Source organism: Vibrio sp. FF145 (genome assembly GCF_041439075.1).
Lineage (GTDB): Bacteria > Pseudomonadota > Gammaproteobacteria > Enterobacterales > Vibrionaceae > Vibrio > Vibrio tasmaniensis_A.
In genome coordinates this window covers 1-19,496 of sequence record NZ_JBGONH010000008.1, presented here as the reverse complement: position 1 = coordinate 19,496, position 19,496 = coordinate 1, and the positions used below count along the sequence as shown (strand labels likewise).

Here is a 19,496-nt window from a genome sequence, read left to right as displayed (position 1 = left end):
CCTTGCGGTAGATCTTTTTGGAGGCTTCATGCCCCTCTATCGATATAATCGCGTACTGCTCGATTACTCGTAATCAGTGACGTTTTTCACATCAATCTTTAATTTGTGTTTACTGCTTTTTGTATTCACGCTGAAACGAACCTGCTCCAACGTTAAGAATGCTTCACATAGCTGTGCTGCTGATTTGTAGAAGTTCGCACTTTCTGCACTTTCAAGCTGACGTGTAAAAGAGTTAAACCAAGGCCCGATATGTTTATTGAAAACGGCTTGTTGTAGCGCGTCTTCTTCATCGGTTAGCATCGCCATTACTTCACAAAGAGCCGCGATATGATCTTCTGGTTCTTTCACTTGATCATCACGTTCAATGCCTAAAAGTTCTAGGTCATGACGAATCTCTGCTAATGGTTTTTCCATCATGGCGCCAGTTCTATGCCAAGAGCCAAATGGAACAATCTCTCCGCGGCCAATGCCAATGAAAAGATTCTGATACTCATCTTCTAGTGCTTCGCGGTTTGATTCGGTTGCGGCTTGTTGAATCGCAATCCAAGCCTTTTGCATCGCACTCTCAGACGCTTCAATGTCTAGCGTCTTGAGAAAGTTGATCACCTCTTCAGAAGGTGCGCTACGAAACAATGCAGAAAGAACCAGATAGATTTCAGTTCTTAGTGTCTGTTCTTGCTTTAATTCTTTTACGAGCTCAGGCTCTTGTGCCTGATCCAAATTAGTATCCAAGGCCAACTCCTAGTATTTCAATTGTTTCAATGGGTCTTGAGCCATTGAATCGAACATGTCCACCACACGACAGTCTTCACACATCGCAATACGATTAATCGCAGTTTCATCTGAAAAATGAGAGTGACCGCGTAACTTGTTCTGTAACATGTCAATCATAGACTGTGGAGCGAATGGCTTATGGCAACGTAAACATTCCGCTGCTTTCTCTTCATGAATCACAACTGCGTGTTGACGTTCTTCTTTCACCCAATTCATACGAGGTGTCAGAGTGAGAACATTCTCAGGGCATGCCTTTTCACACAGACCACATTGAATACAGTCTTGTTCTACAAACTTAAGTGATGGAGAAGCACCGTCGGTATGAAGAGCACGTGTAGGACAAACCGCAACACAACTCATGCATAACGTACAATCTTTGCTTTCACACGAAACCGTGCCGTATGGTGCATTCGAAGGAAGTTCAACGATATTCTCTACAGGAATGCGAGATGAAGACATAGCATCGAGTGCAGTGAATAGACGTTGACGTTTGTTGCCTTGAAGATCGCCAAGTGCAAGGTCGAAAGAATCAACGCACAGTGTTGGAGGCCCTTCACGTAGAGACTCTAAATACAGGATATCGATGGTTTCTTTTGGAACACCGATTTGGTCTAGTAGCTCTTGAGCAATCCCTACTTCGTTATTCAGAACACGAATGATCGTCTCTGGCATAAAACGAGAAGCAGCAAACAGAACCTGAGTTGCGCCATTCACTAGCGCTGCAAACCAAGTATCAATACCAATAGAAGGCAGTTCTTCAACCACGATTGGAATAACGTTATCTGGTAGTGCTTTTAGCGCCATTACATTGTAAGTCTCATGACGAGAGCTACAGATAAGTACGATTGGATCCAGACCGCCCGCATGTTCATAGTTAGCTAGCGTACGTTCAATGAACTTTTGCGTATCGTCAGGATTTGGAAGCGCATAGGTAATCGCTTCTGTAGGACAGCTTGTTGCACAAGTCCCAACGCCCTGACATAGGTAAGGGTTAATCTCGATCTTGTGACCTGTCTTCTCTGAGCCTTCACTTGATAGTGCGCCAGCAGGACAAGCATCAACACAACGCTCACAGCCTTTAACGCCACGTGAACTGTGCGCACAAAGGTCGGTGTCTAAACGGAAGAACTTAGGCTTATCGAACGTGCCCATTAGCGTTGGAATCTCTTCTAACGCTTCAGCCAGTTTTGGATAGCCTCGCCCTACTGGGTAATAACCAGGAACAGGTACTTCTTCTGTCATGCAGCTGTTCAGACATAGGTCTAGAACAACATCGAAACAATCGTGATTAATCGCGATTTTCGCTAGGTTGCTTGATGTGCCTTTACTCTCAATCACGACTTCAAACGTGCCGAGGAAACCCGATACTTGAACCGAATTCGCGAAGTACAGTTCTGGGTTTGTGCCCTTTTCGCCGTCTGTTGACAATAAGGTTAAGCTCGTTAATTGAGGTAATTGCGCCGCAGCACTTTCAATGATCGCAGTTGGACCAATAACAAGTGTATTACCGCCGCTTTCGTAGCTAACAGTAGGTGGAATCAGATTTGTTAACTCTACTGTATTTTCAAATGCATACAGTCTTGCTTTAGCGTTATTTGAAGTTGCTTGTTCTAATAATTGTTTAAGCATTGCTCAGTTCCATCTATGGACATGGATAATCTGTTCAACCTTCATTGTAGTAAGCGATAGAGAACTTGCTGAGTAATCCGTTAACAACTAACTCTTTAGCTAGTGTGCAATTCGTTAGACCATGAACTCGTCTATCTACAAAAAAGTTGATAATAAACGTTATTTAGCAAATGCTATGCCAATTTAATAAGCCTTATATATCAATAATTTAATTCTTTATAGCGTTTATTGTGCGTATAAAAAAACCGCTTGGGACATTTTGTCGCAAGCGGTTCATTGAGTATTTAGTCAAAATGTACCTATTCTTTGTGTGGTATATTTTGTCCCATCTCTTTCAGGTCAGCTTCGTCTGACATTGTAGCGTTATCATCTGATACTGTGTTTTTATACAGTTCTTTTCCGTGTTCGGTTATTTCGGCACTTTTTGACGTTTCAAATTCATTATCAGATACCTCAAGATCGCTTTCAGAATGTTCTAAAACTTCACCTTCAGTCTTATTATCAATGACTTGCTCTTCTTCTGGTGTGGTTTCTTCTTCAGTTTTGTCTTTAACCCAATCTCGCAAGGTTTCCGCAACCCCTTCAGAAAGAGACTTCAAATTGCTGTAATCGTCGTCGTAATCATCTAAACCATCACGAACGTTAAACTCTTCGGATAGAAATAATTTACGCAATGCGGCTTTTTTTACGCTTTCTGAAGCTTCTGATACCAATAATTGAGCAACAGACAAGTCTTCAGTGGCTTCTGGTGCGGGATCTTGAACGTCAGCAACATGAACGTTTTCATTGGTTTCTAAAGCGTCACTCTCTAAAGACTGAGGCGCTGCTGCTTCCATTTCAGGCGAAATCTCAGAAGGTGAAGAATCAGAAGAAGTAAGTTCTGGTGCTTCCAGTGTTTGCTCTACTTCCAAAGGTTCGTCAGTGGATTCATCAAGCTTTCGTTGAGACCAACGGCTAAAGAAGTTAGTTGCCATTTGATCTTCCCGCGCCTTTGCGTTTCTTACGTCTTGTTTCTAATAACTCGCCATGACGACCGATGAACGCTTCCATCCAAGCTTGTGCTGGTAATGGAATGTCGTAGGAAAGTACTTGGTTGTCACCGTCCATGTATTGCCCTGCAACGGTTTGTGAGGCAGTAAGTAACTGAATGACGGGCTTAACATCAGAATCGACATTATCCATTACTAAGAAAAGCTTAGGTTGCTGAGAGCTTAGGTTGAATCGATAGTCTGTACGTTCATCTTTATGTAATTGAAGTAAACAAACGTCTGGGGCGTCATCTTCTGGTGATAGTTCAAACCCCGTCAATTCCCATTGAGTGGTTACCCAGATACCTGTTTTGATCTCTTTCTCTATTCTTTGGACACCTATTGGCCAAGCTGCTTCTGTTTTTTCATATTGTTCTTTGAATTCTTTTATCTCAGACATACTTCACCCAATTGATTTTCTTTGGCCTGAATGTGCTTAGGACATTTTGTACTTAGCTCAATCCTATAAGCGCTATAAAGCAATAAACACGCCAATACACGTTAACTTCAATAGCGCATCTACAATGTTCGTCATCAAGTTGTCACTTAACGGTAGTCGATACACGTAAATTCAGACAACTCCACTCGGTGAACTCTCATATTTTGCGCTATTTTAATCTAATGCTTCATGTTTCCATCAATCCCCGTTATTTTGGAATAAGATTTGCTTTAAGTATGAGTTAAAGAATCGATGAACAAGATCGGCGTTAGACCCTCTTGTTAACTTCTTATCTCTTAAAATCGCTATCTCATTAAGTAGGACGTGACTGTGGTAAAACCAAACATAATAAAAACTAGTGAAAACCCACTTCAAACAATCGAAGTTGAAGTGTTTGATGAATATGGTGAGAAGCTAACCAAACAGATCGCTTGCGAACGCCCTCTTACCGTCATGTTGAACTGGAAAGAGATCGTAACCCTGATGACGCTCGGCTCACGCCCTGAATCTTTAGTCTTGGGTTATTTGAAGAACCAAAGCTTCCTTTCTGACCCTGAAGCGGTTGAATCTATCATCATCGATTGGGAAACCAGCTCTGCAGCGGTCATTACCAATGAAGATACGAGCCAGCTTGAGCAAGCGCTTAAGAAGAAGACGGTGACCTCTGGCTGTGGTCAGGGCACTATGTTTGGTAACGTGATGAAGCAGTTGGAAGATTACCAAGTGCCTCAAACCAAGATTAAGCAATCTGAAATCTATACCGCTCTAGAAGCGCTGACTCATTACAACGACACCTACAAGAAAGCTGGCGCAGTACATGGTTGTGCAGTTTGCAAAGACGACAAGGTTCTATCGTTTGTTGAAGATGTTGGCCGTCACAATGCGGTAGATACGTTGGCTGGTGAGATGTGGCTTAACAAAGAGTCTGGTGAAGATAAGATTTTTTACACTACTGGCCGCCTGACTTCTGAAATGGTCATCAAAGTGGCGCAGATGGGTATTCCTGTTCTGTTATCACGTTCAGGCGTAACGCAAATGGGTTTAGATTTGGCTCAGCAATTTGGTATCACGACCATCGCTCGTGCTAAAGGCCTGCGTTTCCAAGTGTTCACTGGCGCAGAGAAGATTGAATTTGATGTGAAAGGTGAATAATCAGCAGTCGGAAAAAAGCGTAGGTTCGATTGGAGATTCACTAACCGCTTCTAATTGTAAAGTTCTGATGTAAAGAGTTAGTGACCCTTCAAGGATAGATATATAGATACTTAGCTAGATATAAGATACAAAAACGCCGTCATGCTTTTCAGTATGACGGCGTTTTTAATTTTTAATTTTTAATTTTCGGTTTATAGCTTATGCCTGAATTTCCAACGCATTGAGTTGAAAACTAAGGCTAACTTAAAGCTTAGCCGCGTGCTTTCAAGAACTCAGCGTAAGTACCGCGGAAATCGTTGATCTTGCCATCTTTGATTTCAAGGATACGAGTTGCAAGCGAGTCTACGAATACACGGTCGTGAGATACGAAGAACAATGTGCCTTTATAGTTCTCAAGAGCCAAGTTAAGCGCTTCGATAGATTCCATATCCATGTGGTTCGTTGGTTCATCCATAAGCAGGATGTTTGGCTTGTGCATCATGATCTTACCAAGAAGCATACGACCTTGTTCACCACCAGAGATAACCTTTACAGATTTCTTAATGTCATCTTGACCAAACAACATACGACCTAGGAAACCACGAACAACCTGCTCGTCTTCGCCTTCTTGGCGCCATTGGCTCATCCAATCAAACAAGTTCATGTCTGTCTCGAAATCGTGTGCGTGATCTTGAGCGTAGTAACCGATGTTTGAGTTTTCAGACCACTTGTACTCACCAGTACGTGGCTCAAGAGCGCCAGCTAGTGTGTTCAGTAGCGTTGTTTTACCCACACCGTTCTCACCGATGATAGCAACACGCTCACCTACTTCGAAAATACCGTCGAACTTGTTGTATAGGTCTTCTTCAAAACCTTGAGATAGGTTTTCAACCACAAGTGCGTTACGGAATAGCTCTTTAGACTGTTCAAAACGGATGAATGGGTTTTGACGGCTAGACGCTTTAACTTCGTCTAGTTGAATCTTATCGATCTGCTTAGCACGAGACGTTGCTTGCTTCGCTTTAGATGCGTTAGCAGAGAAACGAGATACGAACGTTTGAAGTTCAGCAATTTGTGCTTTCTTCTTCGCGTTGTCAGACAGTAGACGCTCACGAGCTTGAGTCGCAGCTGTCATGTACTCATCATAGTTACCTGGGAATAGACGAAGTTCGCCGTAATCAAGGTCAGCCATGTGTGTACAAACAGAGTTTAGGAAGTGACGGTCGTGCGAAATGATGATCATTGTGCAGTTACGTTGGTTTAGCGTATCTTCCAACCACTTGATGGTGTCCATGTCCAGGTTGTTCGTTGGTTCGTCAAGAAGCATGATATGCGGGTCTGCAAACAGTACTTGAGACAATAGAACACGAAGTTTCCAACCTGGTGCTACTTCGCTCATTAGACCGAAGTGCATAGATTCTTCAATACCTACCGCAAGAAGAAGCTCACCCGCTTTCGCTTCTGCCATGTAACCGTCCATTTCAGCGAACTGAACTTCAAGATCAGCTACCTTCATGCCGTCTTCTTCGCTCATTTCAGGCAAAGAGTAAATGCGGTCACGCTCTTGCTTAATAGCCCAAAGCTCTTTGTGACCCATGATAACCGTGTCGATTACCGTGAATTCTTCGTAAGCAAATTGGTCTTGGTTTAGTTTAGCTACGCGCTCGTTTGGATCGTAGCTTACGTTACCAGCACTTGGCTCAAGTTCACCAGATAGGATCTTCATGAACGTCGATTTACCACAGCCATTCGCGCCGATTAAACCGTAGCGGTTGCCTTCGCCGAACTTAACTGAAATATTTTCGAAAAGTGGCTTAGCGCCGAATTGTTGGGTGATATTTGCTGTGGAGATCAATGCCGTTACCTTTTTAATGTGAAAAACGCCGCAACGTTACTTGTTCGGGGCTTTAACTGCAAGTCTTGATTGCAATTACCCGCTATTAAGTGAGTGATAACCCAACCAAATCATAGTTTGAGCTGACTCACACTTTTGATTTTCTATTTATCGACGAAAAGCCGCTGATTTTCAGGGAAAACAAAATATCAAACGGCGCCCTAAAATGGGAGAGATATAACGTCCCAAATCATGCCGACCATTGAATATATCGTATGCTGATCAGTTACAGTAAAACCAACCCGATCAAAGCAGGCACAGACATAGCCAAGACTAGCCTAATCCCTGACAATTTCATGACAAAATCGATCGAAACAGGAATAAAGTACTCGCCCCCGATACGGGGTTGGATTTCACAAAGTAAGATTATCTAACTATAGTAATCCTAACCTCATAATTCTAAGAGACTTTTATGCGTTCACTATCGCGCTTCTTACTCCTCACTTTAGCCATTCTCTCATGGCCTAGTCATGCCAACTTGGAATATGACTTACAATCTCAGCCGCAGGTATCCGATTCTGCTGTTGAGCTCGATGCTCGAATTGATTCGTTACCCGATCCCCTCTTTATGGAGCCGTCGGACCGACGCCAAGTCAATATCTTGTTAGCTGAAGTTCTGCGAGTTCAAAAGCAGGAAATCAAAATCTTCGAGCAACAGATAAAAGCTTATAGAGATAACAACGACGTCGATCAATGGTTTGAGGTTCAAACCAGTTACGTCACTTTGAATAGCTTAAACGTCAGTAAACAACATCTTCTAGAACAGACGAACTCTGCGAACAAAGAGCGCTTAACCGGTTTTGGCCCTTATGGTGTTACCCAGTTTAAGCAAGAATGGGAATTAACTAAGCTCAATATTGAGTATCTTGCATACTTCCAAATCCGAAGCTTCAAGGCGTTAGTTAACGATATCTTTATTTCGCCCGTGCCTGTGATTGGTGCGTCGTTAAAAGTGTTGTTCATCTATTTCGGTTTAGTGTGGTGGCTTGCTAACAGCACTCGCTTAATTGAGTTGTTTCGAATTAACTTTCTTGAAGCGAAGACGAATCCTCCTTTCTTGGTTCGTGTCATTTGGTACATCAGCCGCGCTGAAAGTGCGATTGCTTGGCTAATTGCCATCACATTGTCATTGAGAGTGCTTTCTAGTATCCCTAGTCTGCAACATTTGATTTTCCTTGAGATCTTCACGTGGTGGATTCTAGGTGGTTCGATTGCCATCAGTTTTATTTTGGAATTTGCCTACCGTTTGGGTCGTACATCCAATCAAGAAGTGATCGCGCTGCGACTATCGACTATCCGTCGTTACGTGTGGAGCTTCATTGTGGCGGGGGTGATTCTGCAAACATCAAGTATTACGCTAGGCAAAGGCACGATTTATAGTTGGATATATAGCGCCCTGTTTTTCTGGTTTGTATTGGTTACGGTTTCAGTGCTCAGGTTATGGAGAGCGAAGGTCTTCGATACACTTCAACACATCTCTGATCGTCCGGTATGGGTTAATTCGGCGGTAAACCGTAAGGATACGTTGTTACTTAATATATTGGCGACAGCCATTGGTATCGTGTGGCTGAGCGTTTACAACTTCCAACACCGCATAATGGCCTTGCTATCTAATTACACGCTGTTTAGCCAAGCTTTGGCGTATCTGTTTAGAATCGAAGTGGCTAAGCAGTCAGATCTTGATAAGAATCAGCAAAACTTGGTTCGAATCAAAGGCGATCAAACGTATGAATACATTCTGCCGGGTAATATAGACAGCACGTTAATTGACTATGCCGGTGACGAGGTTAAGCAACTGTCTCGCTACTTGATGTCAGACAGCCCGGCTATCTGTATTGTTTCAGGCGAGCGTGGTGTGGGCGCGACAACGCTGCTTTATACTTTGCTGCACAAAGTATCTAACGCTGAGCCCGTATATGTAAGCTGCCCTTACGCGGGTTACCAAGAGCTCTTAGCGCACTTAGCCGTGAGCATTGGCTTGGAAGAAGAAGCAACTGAAATTCAAATATTAGCGCACCTTCGTAAGAGCAATACCACTTACCTTATCGCGATTGATAACGCTCAACGACTGGTGAAACCAATGGTCGGTGGCCTGTCTGATTTGATTCGTTTGACCAACCTTCTGCGTCGTTCTAAAAAGAACCACCGTGTCGTGATATCGATCGCCAAATCAAGTTGGCGATTTGTGGATAGAGCGCGTGGTGAGCGTCTGCTGTTTGATTTGGTGTGCTTCCTTCCGCGTTGGACAGAGAAACAAGTGGGTGAACTTCTAAATAGCCGTATCAATACGGCTCTTGAGAAGCCGTTGTCTTTTGATGGCTTAGTGGTCCCTAAGCAATGGGACCAAGATGACATGAGTGAAGAAGAACGTGCACGCCAAGGTTTCTATCGAATTTTGTGGCACTACTCTGATGGCAACCCTACCGTTGCGCTGCGTTTCTTCCGACTCTCTTTGAACCGAAATAAAGAGACAGATCAAGCGGTAGTACGTTTATTCCATGTCCCTGAAGCGCAAGAACTAGAGAATATGCCTAAACCTATGTTGGCTGTACTTCGTTCTATTGTACAACTGGAAATCGCTTCTCCAGAAGTGTTGTCTGAATGTACACAGCTGAGCACGGCAGAGATAACGGGGATTCTGCGTTACTTTGAAAGCCGTGGTTATATTGGTTGGCATGAAGAAAAGGCTCGAATTTCCGAGCACTGGTTCCGCCACATTACTAACGTTCTTGATCGTCAACATCTACTGGTGAAGTAAAATGAAGAAGTTATTTATCCTACTATTTGTTGGCTTGGCAAGTGCTGTCAGTTTCCCGACCTTTGCGACGGAAGAGTTAGCTAACGTAGAAAACATCTCTAAGATAGCGAGCTTGGTGCGATGGAGCGGCGTGTTCTTCTCCATGATCGTTATTGCCGCAATGTGGTTGTTGCTCAAGTTCATCAATTCGTTGGTGACCAGCTTTGGTAGTCAGTTCGTGCAATATCGAATGCTGCTACAAAAACTGCAATCGTTTACTCAGTTCTTTATCTACGTGAGCACCGGTCTTATCGTGTTCATGATGAGCTTTAGAATCAACGACCAAATCTTAGCTTTGATTGGTGGTACGCTCGCCGTGTCGGTCGGCTTTGCGCTTAAAGACTTGGCAGCATCGTTTATCGCCGGCATCACTGTGATGATTGACAGACCCTTTCAGGTTGGTGACCGCGTCACGTTCGAAGGCAACTACGGCGACATCATCACCATTGGTTTACGTTCGGTACGAATGAGAACCCTGAACGATGACATCATTACCATTCCGAACAACAAGTTCTTAAATGAAGTGACCACCAGTGGTAACTATGGCGCATTGGACATGCAAGTGGTGATTCCATTTTACGTCGGTATGAATGAAGACATCACCCTAGCCCGCGACCTGATTCAAGAAGCCGCGTCTTCAAGTCGTTACATACACTTGCCAAAGCCTGTAACGGTTCTGGTTAAACAGACGATTACCGACAACTACCTTGCGATACAGTTGACATGTAAGGCTTATGTGGTGGACACCGCGTATGAGAAATTGTTTGAAACCGACATTACCCTGCGTGTGATGAAAGAGTTTAAGAAGCACAACATCAACCCACCGAAGATTTCAGTGGCAGCGCATTAGGCTTTTCATATTTTAGACGCTTGTAATTGTTCGACATGGCTTGTAATTGTTTGAAATAACGGGCCATAAATAAAAACACCTCCGAACTTATCTTAAGTGCGGAGGTGTTTTTCTATTCGCGTTATGAACGACTAAAGGTTAGACACTAATAACTGCGGTGTGGCTTTTTGCTGAAGATAGATACTAAAGCGACTTCCTTTACCTACTTCGGATTCAACTCGTATTTCGCCGCCCGTTTGGCTCAAAATACTTTGAGAAACGGACAAACCTAAGCCTGTACCGTCTCTTTTGGTGGTATAGAAAGGAGAGAAAATACGTTTCAGTTGTTCTTCCTTAATACCACAGCCCTCATCTTCAACATGAACAATAGCCCCATGAGATACTCCATTTTCAACCCAATCTTCACTCGAGATAGTCAATGTGCCCTGTCCGTCCATCGCGTGAATCGCGTTCATTTGCAGGTTAACTAGAATTTGCAGCAATTGGTTTCGGTTCACTTCGACTGAGGTTTTAGCATTCAATTGCGAGACATACACAATGCCTTTCTTTTTTGCGCCTGTTTTTACGAGTGTAATACTTTCATCGACAATTGGATTGATATGTTGCCAAGTAATTTCGTCTTGTACACCACCGTGTCGGCTGTATTGAAGTAAGCTTCGTGTGATGTTTCGGATTCGGTCGATCTGCTCCATGATCGCGTGGACTTCTTCGTCTACACGGCCCACTTCATCGCCGAGTTCAAACTTCATTAGTTCAACATTGCCAAGAATCACCGCCGTTGGGTTATTAATCTCATGGGCAATACCTGCGGTTAACTCACCTAATGCGGCTAATTTCTCGTTGACCACCAGCTTATCTCTAGCTTGGTTGAGAAGCTGGATGTGCAGTTCGAGTTCTTCCGTTTTCTCTTTCAAACTGGCGGTACGAGAATGAACCTTACATTCGAGTTCAGACGCAGCTTGTTGAATCTCTTGATTACGCTCGTGGAGCAGATCTAACATTTTGTCGAACTGTTTCGCAAGCAACGTAAGTTCGTGTTGATCATCCAAACCCAACGTACCGATTCGCTTGTCTTGGCCCATTTGGACTAGCTTTACAACTTTATGGATGCGTTCAATTGGGTTGAAAAGATCGCGAGCACCACGGTGTACGATCAAACCTGAAGCTAACAGCAGTAATATGATGGTGATGCTGATTTCACCAAGGTTAGTCAGATACGTCTCTACGAGTGGCCAGATTAGATAGCCGGTATAAAGCATGCCAATAACGTTATCAAACTGGTCGTGGATTGGTTGGTAAGCGGTGATGTACCAAGCGTCGTAAACATATGCTCGGTCTAACCACTTTTGCCCTTGATTCAATACTTTTGAATGAACCTCATGAGAAACGCGAGTACCAATTGCGCGCCCTGCACTGTCTTCACTGCTTAATGGCACATTAGTGCTGACACGCAGATCATCAAGGAATACGGTAACCGTGCCAATGCGGCGATTAAAACCATCACGTTGTGGATAGATCAAATTGCTGATCTGATCAACTAACTGTGTGCTGTTATTAAGGAGGATCCCACCATCAAGAAAACCAATAACGTGATTATTCTTGTCTCGAATTGACACAATGGTGCGGCTAACTAAACCCCGAGTTTCAACGTTTTGATTATTGAGCATTGGGACTTCGGCTTGCCTTGCAAGGTTTTGGTCTAAATCGTTGAGTTCATTTTGGCTCAATACACTAAAGAACGATTCTTTGCGTGTCAGGTCGAGGTATTCACGCTTTTTCCCCATGCTCTCAACACTCCTCCAACGCAAAAAGTCGAGCTCATAGCGAGATTTGTTTTCAGAAACCCAACGAGTGAGCTCTTCCTTTGAAATATCACTCGTAAGTTGAATTCGAAAATTATAAGACTCAGCGAATGCTTGAACGTTATAGGCCTGTTGATTTTGAATTAGATGGATACTGTTGTCGGCAACGTCCAAACGCTCGTCAACATCGATCAAAGCCCCCTGCCACGTATAATGAACAGACCAATACAAAGTGATCGCGACAAGAGCACATAAAGTTAAGATGATCGGCGCTGACGTCAAAAATAACAGACGATAACGCACCATGGTTTTGAACCGGAACGTCCACTTTGACCACCAATGACGTCTAATCGGCATATTCAGAGCCTTCTGTGTTCCAATCTTTATATTTACGCTCTAGCGTTTTCCGTGCAACGCCGAGGTCTCTTGCAGCTGCGGATTTATTACCATCATGAAAACTCACCAGTTGCTCGATATGAGATTTTTCTACTTCTTTGAGTGTCCAAGTGTTGGGGTAACCTTCTGCAGCGTCTACGTTATTCAAGTTTGGTATTTCCGCTCCATGTGACACCGTCACTGAAATGCTGGTGGGCGCAGGATCGCCATTAATTTCGCGCCAATAGTGCGCTGGTGGCTTGTCTAAAAGAATGCATCTTTCGACTAGGTTCTTGAGTTCGCGAATATTTCCCGGCCATTCGTATTCATTCATCGCCAAAATATCTTCATGCGCCCAGTTTGGGACCGGTACACTAAGTTCACTTGCTAAAAGACGAGTGAAATACGGAACAAGCTCTATTAGATCGGATGGACGTTCTCTCAATGGCACAACATCAATTTTAAGGACATTGAGTCGGTAGAATAGATCGCGACGGAAGTGCCCTTTTTCGACCTCTTGTTGAAGGTTTCGGTTAGTCGCCGCCACTACTCGTACGTCAACGGCAATTTCTTTCTCGCTACCGACTGGACGGATAGTACGCTGCTCTAACACACGCAACAGCGCTGCTTGCATTGGTAGTGGCATTTCACCAATTTCATCAAGGAACAAGGTGCCGCCACTTGCGACTCTGAATAGACCTTCACGGTTTTTCTTCGCGCCGGTAAATGCGCCAGAGGTGTGGCCAAACAGTTCGCTTTCTAAAAGCTCAGGCGCAATTGCGCCACAGTTGATTGGCACAAATGGGCCTGTGCGTTTACTGGCTTCATGTACACCACGTGCAACTAGCTCTTTACCAGTACCTGACTCACCTTCAATAAGAACGGATGCTCGAGAGGGTGCAAATTGACTGATCAGCAATTTAAGCTGTTTGGTTTTATCTGAGTTACCGATTAACTCGGTCTTGATATGACGGCTTACATCGCGCTTCAATGCGTATTGCATTCTTTGATCAAGGCGCTTATCCATACAACGTAGTACAGCTTGTATCATTTGTTCCAAATTGAAAGGTTTAAGAATGAAGTCTGAAGCGCCAAGCTTAAGCGCGGATATGGTCATCTCTAGATCAGCATAGCCAGTCATGAAAATAACATCGGCACGTTTGTCGTTGTCGTTAAACGCTTCTTCCCACTCAATGCCAGAGCGTCCTGGCAGGTTGATATCAAGAACAATGAGATCAAAATGTTCGCTCGAACGCAGTATTTCAGCTTCTTCAACAGACCCTGCACTCGATACCTTGCCAAAGAACTTACCCAGGGCCTTCTTTAGAATAGCCTGCATCCCGACTTCATCGTCCACGACCAAGACGGAAAACGCTTGATATTGAGTCAATGTGTTTGGGTTTAGGTTCGATGCAGGTGAACTAGGTAAAGACATAATGATTAGCCGATGGGGAAAGTTGGGACAGAGTGTACCAATTAACCTTTTGTGCGACAGGGACAATGTGCGACATTTTGTCCTAGCTCATATTTTAATGCATTTTGTTAGCCTAAATGACGCAGTTTTGTTCGATATAACAGCAATTTAATGAAATTTGATGCACTATTTATTGGCATTAAGATTGCTTATTAGGTGTAGATTCCTAATTACAACAATTAGCGTCTTATGCACATGCCCTTCTTTGAGCCCTTTAAAAATAGAGGCATGTCATTCATTTATAACAGAATGGACATAATAATAATGAAAGCAATTCCCCTAACTATTGCAGCTCTATCTATCGTCAGTTACACGGCTAGCAGCGCGGAAGACACCACTCATATCAAATTGGCGACAACCACAAGTACCTACCACTCAGGCTTACTGGACTACTTATTGCCTGAGTTCGAAAAGGATTCTGGTATTAAGGTTGATGTTCTCGCTGCGGGTACGGGTAAATCACTTCGCATGGGTGAAAACGGTGATGTTGATTTGGTAATGACTCACGCACCAAAAGCTGAAGCGAACTTCGTTGAAAAAGGTTACGGCGTTTTACCTCGTAAGCTGATGTACAACGATTTTGTTATCGTTGGCCCACAAAGCGACCCTGCGAAGATTAAATCTCAAAAAGCAGTAGCTGATGTGTTCAAAGCAATCGCGAACAACAACGTGACGTTTGTTTCTCGCGGCGACGACTCTGGTACTCATAAGAAAGAGATGGGTATTTGGGCGCAAACTAAGATGGAGCCAAACTTTGGCGGCTATCGTAGCGTTGGTCAAGGAATGGGCCCAACTCTGAACATGGCGTCTGAAATGCAAGGCTACACCATGACAGACCGTGGTACTTGGTTAGCTTACCAAAACAAACTTGACCTTAAAGTGTTGTTCCAAGGCGACAAGAACCTATTTAACCCTTACCAAGTGATTCTTGTTAACCCAGAACGCTACCCAAGCATCAATTACCAAGCAGCGAAAGTATTCAGTGATTGGTTGGTTAACCCTAAAGGCCAGAAACTGATCAACGACTTTAAACTGCACGGCAAACAGCTATTTGTTGCAAGCGCAGAATAGTTGGTTGCAAGCGCAGAATAGCTTGTTGTAAGAAATGAGTCGTGGGTTGTGAGTAAAGCGTAGCGTTGAAGGTTTAACCCTAACCAACTAGCGCTACGCTTAACTAAACAGTCAACGAGACCACCTAAATAATCACGTTTAAAAACCGTCTTGCTTTAAAGGCATTCACGCTTAGAAACAATAGCTGACCAATACAGGCTCAAATAGTTTGTGTCAGCTATGATTAACATCAGACACTACCGATAAAAGCCTATTATCGATTCAAACGAGATACTTCATGACCCTATGGCAAACAACGCTTGATGCAATGAATCTACTGGTGAGTTTTGACCACGAACTGTGGAAAATCGTCGCGGTATCTTTCAGCGTTTCATTGTCCGCCATTTCATTGGTGATTATTCCTGCAATCATCATGGCTTTCTTATTGGCTTACACCGAATTCCCCGGTAAATGGGCGCTGCTTTCGGTGATCAACACCTTACAAGCGATACCGACCGTGGTAATTGGCTTGTTGATGTACATGATGCTCTCTCGTTCTGGCCCTTTGGGTGACTGGCAATTGCTGTTCACGCAAAAGGCGATGATTCTCGGTCAGATGCTGATCTGTTTCCCAATTCTGGTCGCTATGATGCATGGCGCGCTGCAAGCCAGCGATCGCCGAGCAGTAGAAACAGCGCGTACCCTTGGAGTCTCAACCACTCGAGTAGCGTGTACTTTAATTTGGGAAACACGATTCCCTCTGTTGGCAGCCACCATTGCTGCATTCTCACGTATCGTGACTGAAGTCGGTTGTTCGATGATGGTGGGTGGCAACATTATGGGAATGACACGAAATATCCCTACGGCTATTGCTATGGAAAGTCACAAAGGCGCATTTGCTCAAGGTGTGGCACTTGGTATGGTTTTATTAGCATTGGCACTAGCCCTTAACTTTTTCCTTTCCAGTGTGAGAGGAAAAGGCTACTTGAGAACTTAGGAACGCTGTCATGAGTATAAAAATAACAACGCAGCAAATTTCAATGCGCTACAAAGAGCGTGTTTTGTTCCACATCCCCGAATTGTCGATCGGCCCTAACGATGCTATTTATCTCAAAGGCGATAACGGTGTTGGCAAAACGACCCTACTTAAAATCTTATCAGGATTGATCAAGCCGAGCTCTGGCCGTATTCAGTCTCCGACACAAAGCTGGCAACACAGCCTGTTTCCTCGGTTAAAATTTAAAGACATCATCTATCTCCACCAAACCCCTTACCTTTTTGATGGCTCGGTGTACCAAAATGTCGCTTATGGCATTCGCTTTAATAAAGAGAGTCAAAAAGATAAGCGAGCTCAAATAATTAATGCATTAAGAATGGTAGGTTTAGAAACCTTGGCAGATGAGCACATTTCTGTGTTGTCTGGTGGTGAGCGCCAACGCGTAGCAATGGCCCGTGCTTGGATTCTTAAGCCTTCAATCTTGCTTATGGATGAACCAAGTGCTTCTTTAGACAAAGAATCTATTGAAAGATTGGTGATTATGGCCGAAGATCTTCTTCAGAGAGGCGCGAGTTTGGTCATCACTAGCCACCAAACTAACGCGTTAACCGATTTATGTAAGAAGCAGTGGTGGATCAAGGACAACACTTTGACTGAATCACCGCTTCTGCAAGTTATTCAAAAGAACAAAGCACAAGAGAATATTTATGCTGCTTCCAACGCAAACTAGTTGGGTTATTTTGGCTGGCGGACAAGCCAGCCGCATGGGCGGAAAAGATAAAGGACTCGTTAAGCTCAACGGTTCTCCGCTTATTCAATACGTTATTAACAAGCTGTCACAACAAGATGTCAGCATTACCATCAATGCCAACCGTAACTTAGACAGTTACCAAGCATTTGCACCGGTTGTTTCCGATTCTTTCCCTGACTATCCAGGTCCATTGGGCGGCATTCATGCTGGCCTTAAAAACGCGAGCACAGATTGGGTCGGCTTTGTCCCTTGCGACAGCCCACAGATCAGTGACGACCTTGTTGAACGTTTTTGTTCTGCGGTAAAAGAAGACAGCGACATTCTTGTCGCGCATGATGGCGAATTTAAGCAACCAGTATTCACCCTATTCCACAAACGTGTTCTGCCAAAGCTAGAAGCGTTTTTGGAACGTGGTGATCGTAAAATTATCTTGCTGTACAAAGAGTGTGTCACGGAATATGTCGATTTTAGCGATTCTCCTAACTGCTTTGTTAATCTCAACACGCCAGAAGAACTCACCCAATTTGGAACGCTTCAATAATGAAAGATTCGAAACAACGCCCTAACCTTCCTCTATTGGGCTTTGCTGCTTACAGTGGCACAGGCAAAACAACCGTACTTGAAGCGTTGCTGCCTCTGCTGACTAATGCGGGTTTAAAAGTCGGTGTTCTTAAGCACGCCCACCACGATTTCGATGTCGATAAGCCGGGTAAAGACAGCTACCGTTTACGCAAAGCGGGCGCAAATCAAATGCTGATAGCTTCTCGAAACCGTCACGTGATGATGACTGAGACTCCAGAAGCGGAAGCCGATTTTGATTACCTGTTGACTCGCTTTGATACCAACACACTTGATCTGATTTTGGTTGAAGGCTGTAAGAACATTGCTTTCCCTAAAATCGAGCTTCACCGTGATGAAGTGGGTAAACCTTGGTTGTACCAAAACGATGACAACATCATTGCTATTGCTGCTGATAGCCAAGTTGAATCTGACTTACCTCAAATGGAGATCAACGACTTAGAAGCGATTCGTGATTTCATCATCGATTACGCGCAGTCCTTTGACCTTTCCTTTACAAAAGGCAAAGCAGCGTCATGCTCATCTTCAAAAGACGCAGCGCCCGCGGTGTGTTGTGATTCGTTCTCTCCAGCAGGTTTAACCGTAACTCAGGGCCAACAAAAGATTGTTGATAGCATTGACGCGCTTGATCTCACAGAGAGTGTTGAATTACTGCAAGGCTACGGTCGTGTGTTGGCTGAAGATGTGATCTCGCCAATCAACGTCCCACAGAATACTAATTCTGCAATGGATGGCTACGCGATTCGTAGTGAAGATCTTGAATTGGATAGCTACAACATTGTTGCTGAAGTTATGGCTGGTCACAGCTACGACAAAACCGTTCAACAAGGTGAAGCTGTTAAGATCATGACGGGTGCACCAATGCCAGATGGCGTTGATGTTGTTGTGATGCGTGAGCAAGCCGTGCAAGATGGCGATAAAGTTAGCTTCCCAGATGCGAAAATCTCAGTTGGACAAAATGTCCGTATGGCCGGTGAAGATTTAGAAATTGGCCAACCTGTCTTTACACGTGGCACACGCATCGAAGCACCAGAAATGGGTATGATGGCGTCGTTAGGTTTCGGTACCTGCCCTGTTCTGCGTAAAGTGAAGGTGGGTGTGTTCTCAACGGGTGATGAAGTTCAGGCACCAGGCGTTGAGCAAAAGCCAAACTCTATCTACGACTCGAACCGTTTCACTATCATCGGCATGCTTCAAAAGCTAGGTTGCGACATCGTTGATTACGGCATTATCGAAGATGACGAACAAAAGATGATGGATGTACTTCATGCTGCGTCGTTAGAGACCGATATGGTTCTGACTTCTGGTGGCGTGTCTGTTGGCGATGCTGACTACATCAAACTCGCGTTAGATAAGTTGGGTGAGATTAACTTCTGGCGTATCAACATGCGTCCAGGTCGCCCTCTTGCTTACGGCAAAATTGAAGACAAACCTTTCTTCGGTTTACCTGGCAACCCAGTAGCCGTGATGGTGTCGTTCATTAACTTTGTAGAACCTGCAATCCGCAAGCTACAAGGTCAAACTAACTGGACACCAGTGAAAGCGAACGCGATAGCGACTGAGCAATTACGTTCTCGTCAAGGTCGTACTGAGTTCAGCCGTGGCGTGTTCTCAATGAACGAATCAGGCGTGCTTGAAGTAAAAACAACCGGTAAGCAAGGTTCAGGTATTCTACGTTCAATGAGCGAAGCAAACTGTCTAATCGAAATTTCACCAGCGGTAGACACTGTAAAAGCCGGTGAAACGGTGACGATCATTCCTTTGCAAGGTCGTGTGTAAATAAACAAGATTGTTAGCTTTAAGCTAGCGAATTCAGAGTAATACATACTCTAAATAGATGAAGCCCCTGATATTGGATATCAGGGGCTTTCTTTTGGTTCATCGCGGATTAGCGGGAACTTAAAACAAAAACGGTAGTAAGTGATA

General features: G+C 44.1%; 15 protein-coding genes. 8 read left to right on the top strand and 7 right to left on the bottom strand.

Translation table 11 applies throughout. From position 1 onward, the window contains the following. Window positions 1–63: 63 nt before the first annotated feature. The 4 genes from ACED42_RS04835 to ACED42_RS04820 all read right to left on the bottom strand — a co-directional run bounded on the left by ACED42_RS04835 (window position 64) and on the right by ACED42_RS04820 (window position 3,831). Entirely contained in the window at window positions 64–732 is a 669-nt protein-coding gene (locus tag ACED42_RS04835) for a molecular chaperone (RefSeq protein ID WP_371701662.1), read from the bottom strand. 9 nt (window positions 733–741) lie between these two features. Beyond that, entirely contained in the window at window positions 742–2,403 is a 1,662-nt protein-coding gene (locus tag ACED42_RS04830; RefSeq protein WP_371701660.1) for a 4Fe-4S dicluster domain-containing protein, read from the bottom strand. Between the two features lie 299 nt (window positions 2,404–2,702). After that, the gene (locus tag ACED42_RS04825; protein WP_371701658.1) at window positions 2,703–3,377 is read right to left on the bottom strand and encodes a DUF3306 domain-containing protein; all 675 of its coding nucleotides are present in this window, start codon (window positions 3,375–3,377) and stop codon (window positions 2,703–2,705) included. Continuing rightward, on the bottom strand, window positions 3,367–3,831 hold the full coding sequence (locus ACED42_RS04820) for a DUF3305 domain-containing protein (protein ID WP_371701657.1): 465 nt from the start codon (window positions 3,829–3,831) through the stop codon (window positions 3,367–3,369). The genes ACED42_RS04825 and ACED42_RS04820 overlap by 11 nt, the downstream gene beginning before the upstream one ends. A 369-nt stretch (window positions 3,832–4,200) precedes the next feature. On the opposite strand from ACED42_RS04820, the gene fdhD reads away from it, so the two are divergent. After that, complete coding sequence (gene fdhD, locus ACED42_RS04815) at window positions 4,201–5,022, top strand: formate dehydrogenase accessory sulfurtransferase FdhD (protein ID WP_009846735.1); 822 nt, start codon at window positions 4,201–4,203, stop codon at window positions 5,020–5,022. A 250-nt stretch (window positions 5,023–5,272) separates the two neighbouring features. Here the strand turns inward: fdhD and ACED42_RS04810 are convergent, their stop codons facing one another. After that, window positions 5,273–6,856: an ABC-F family ATPase gene (locus ACED42_RS04810; RefSeq protein WP_009846736.1), complete on the bottom strand. Its 1,584-nt coding sequence runs from the start codon at window positions 6,854–6,856 to the stop codon at window positions 5,273–5,275. A 451-nt stretch (window positions 6,857–7,307) separates the two neighbouring features. On the opposite strand from ACED42_RS04810, the gene ACED42_RS04805 reads away from it, so the two are divergent. Both ACED42_RS04805 and ACED42_RS04800 read left to right on the top strand, forming a co-directional pair. After that, window positions 7,308–9,653, top strand: coding sequence for an ATP-binding protein (locus ACED42_RS04805; protein WP_371701655.1), 2,346 nt, complete (start codon window positions 7,308–7,310; stop codon window positions 9,651–9,653). Between the two features lies 1 nt (window position 9,654). Next, a complete protein-coding gene (locus ACED42_RS04800; protein WP_009846738.1) occupies window positions 9,655–10,542 on the top strand; it encodes a mechanosensitive ion channel family protein in 888 nt (295 codons plus the stop codon). A gap of 131 nt (window positions 10,543–10,673) precedes the next feature. Here the strand turns inward: ACED42_RS04800 and ACED42_RS04795 are convergent, their stop codons facing one another. Both ACED42_RS04795 and ACED42_RS04790 read right to left on the bottom strand, forming a co-directional pair. Continuing rightward, window positions 10,674–12,701 (bottom strand): cache domain-containing protein, encoded by a 2,028-nt coding sequence (locus ACED42_RS04795; protein WP_371701654.1) that lies wholly within the window; start codon window positions 12,699–12,701, stop codon window positions 10,674–10,676. Then, on the bottom strand, window positions 12,691–14,154 hold the full coding sequence (locus ACED42_RS04790; protein WP_009846740.1) for a sigma-54 dependent transcriptional regulator: 1,464 nt from the start codon (window positions 14,152–14,154) through the stop codon (window positions 12,691–12,693). The genes ACED42_RS04795 and ACED42_RS04790 overlap by 11 nt, the downstream gene beginning before the upstream one ends. A gap of 303 nt (window positions 14,155–14,457) precedes the next feature. Between ACED42_RS04790 and ACED42_RS04785 the strand changes: the two genes are divergently transcribed. The 5 genes from ACED42_RS04785 (at window position 14,458) to ACED42_RS04765 (ending at window position 19,349) form a co-directional block, all read left to right on the top strand. Then, window positions 14,458–15,264 carry a substrate-binding domain-containing protein gene (locus ACED42_RS04785; protein ID WP_371701652.1) on the top strand — a complete coding sequence of 269 codons (807 nt, stop codon included), beginning with the start codon at window positions 14,458–14,460 and terminating at the stop codon, window positions 15,262–15,264. A 277-nt stretch (window positions 15,265–15,541) separates the two neighbouring features. Continuing rightward, a complete protein-coding gene (locus tag ACED42_RS04780; protein ID WP_371701650.1) occupies window positions 15,542–16,240 on the top strand; it encodes an ABC transporter permease in 699 nt (232 codons plus the stop codon). 10 nt (window positions 16,241–16,250) lie between these two features. After that, window positions 16,251–16,970, top strand: a complete 720-nt coding sequence (locus ACED42_RS04775; protein WP_371701648.1) for an energy-coupling factor ABC transporter ATP-binding protein — start codon at window positions 16,251–16,253, stop codon at window positions 16,968–16,970. Next, window positions 16,948–17,532, top strand: coding sequence for a molybdenum cofactor guanylyltransferase MobA (gene mobA, locus ACED42_RS04770; RefSeq protein WP_371701647.1), 585 nt, complete (start codon window positions 16,948–16,950; stop codon window positions 17,530–17,532). Before ACED42_RS04775 ends, mobA begins: the two co-directional genes overlap by 23 nt. Beyond that, entirely contained in the window at window positions 17,532–19,349 is a 1,818-nt protein-coding gene (locus ACED42_RS04765) for a bifunctional molybdopterin-guanine dinucleotide biosynthesis adaptor protein MobB/molybdopterin molybdotransferase MoeA (protein ID WP_371701645.1), read from the top strand. The genes mobA and ACED42_RS04765 overlap by 1 nt, the downstream gene beginning before the upstream one ends. Window positions 19,350–19,496 lie beyond the last annotated feature (147 nt).

What these genes read in the sequence shown, in the direction of transcription:
- ACED42_RS04795 (WP_371701654.1), bottom strand. Translation starts at nt 12,701, where the DNA reads ATGCCGATTAGACGTCATTGGTGGTCAAAGTGGACGTTCCGGTTCAAA.
- ACED42_RS04820 (WP_371701657.1), bottom strand. Translation starts at nt 3,831, where the DNA reads ATGTCTGAGATAAAAGAATTCAAAGAACAATATGAAAAAACAGAAGCA.
- ACED42_RS04830 (WP_371701660.1), bottom strand. Translation starts at nt 2,403, where the DNA reads ATGCTTAAACAATTATTAGAACAAGCAACTTCAAATAACGCTAAAGCA.
- ACED42_RS04825 (WP_371701658.1), bottom strand. Translation starts at nt 3,377, where the DNA reads ATGGCAACTAACTTCTTTAGCCGTTGGTCTCAACGAAAGCTTGATGAA.
- ACED42_RS04775 (WP_371701648.1), top strand. Translation starts at nt 16,251, where the DNA reads ATGAGTATAAAAATAACAACGCAGCAAATTTCAATGCGCTACAAAGAG.
- ACED42_RS04780 (WP_371701650.1), top strand. Translation starts at nt 15,542, where the DNA reads ATGACCCTATGGCAAACAACGCTTGATGCAATGAATCTACTGGTGAGT.
- ACED42_RS04785 (WP_371701652.1), top strand. Translation starts at nt 14,458, where the DNA reads ATGAAAGCAATTCCCCTAACTATTGCAGCTCTATCTATCGTCAGTTAC.
- ACED42_RS04805 (WP_371701655.1), top strand. Translation starts at nt 7,308, where the DNA reads ATGCGTTCACTATCGCGCTTCTTACTCCTCACTTTAGCCATTCTCTCA.
- ACED42_RS04800 (WP_009846738.1), top strand. Translation starts at nt 9,655, where the DNA reads ATGAAGAAGTTATTTATCCTACTATTTGTTGGCTTGGCAAGTGCTGTC.
- mobA (WP_371701647.1), top strand. Translation starts at nt 16,948, where the DNA reads ATGCTGCTTCCAACGCAAACTAGTTGGGTTATTTTGGCTGGCGGACAA.
- ACED42_RS04790 (WP_009846740.1), bottom strand. Translation starts at nt 14,154, where the DNA reads ATGTCTTTACCTAGTTCACCTGCATCGAACCTAAACCCAAACACATTG.
- ACED42_RS04765 (WP_371701645.1), top strand. Translation starts at nt 17,532, where the DNA reads ATGAAAGATTCGAAACAACGCCCTAACCTTCCTCTATTGGGCTTTGCT.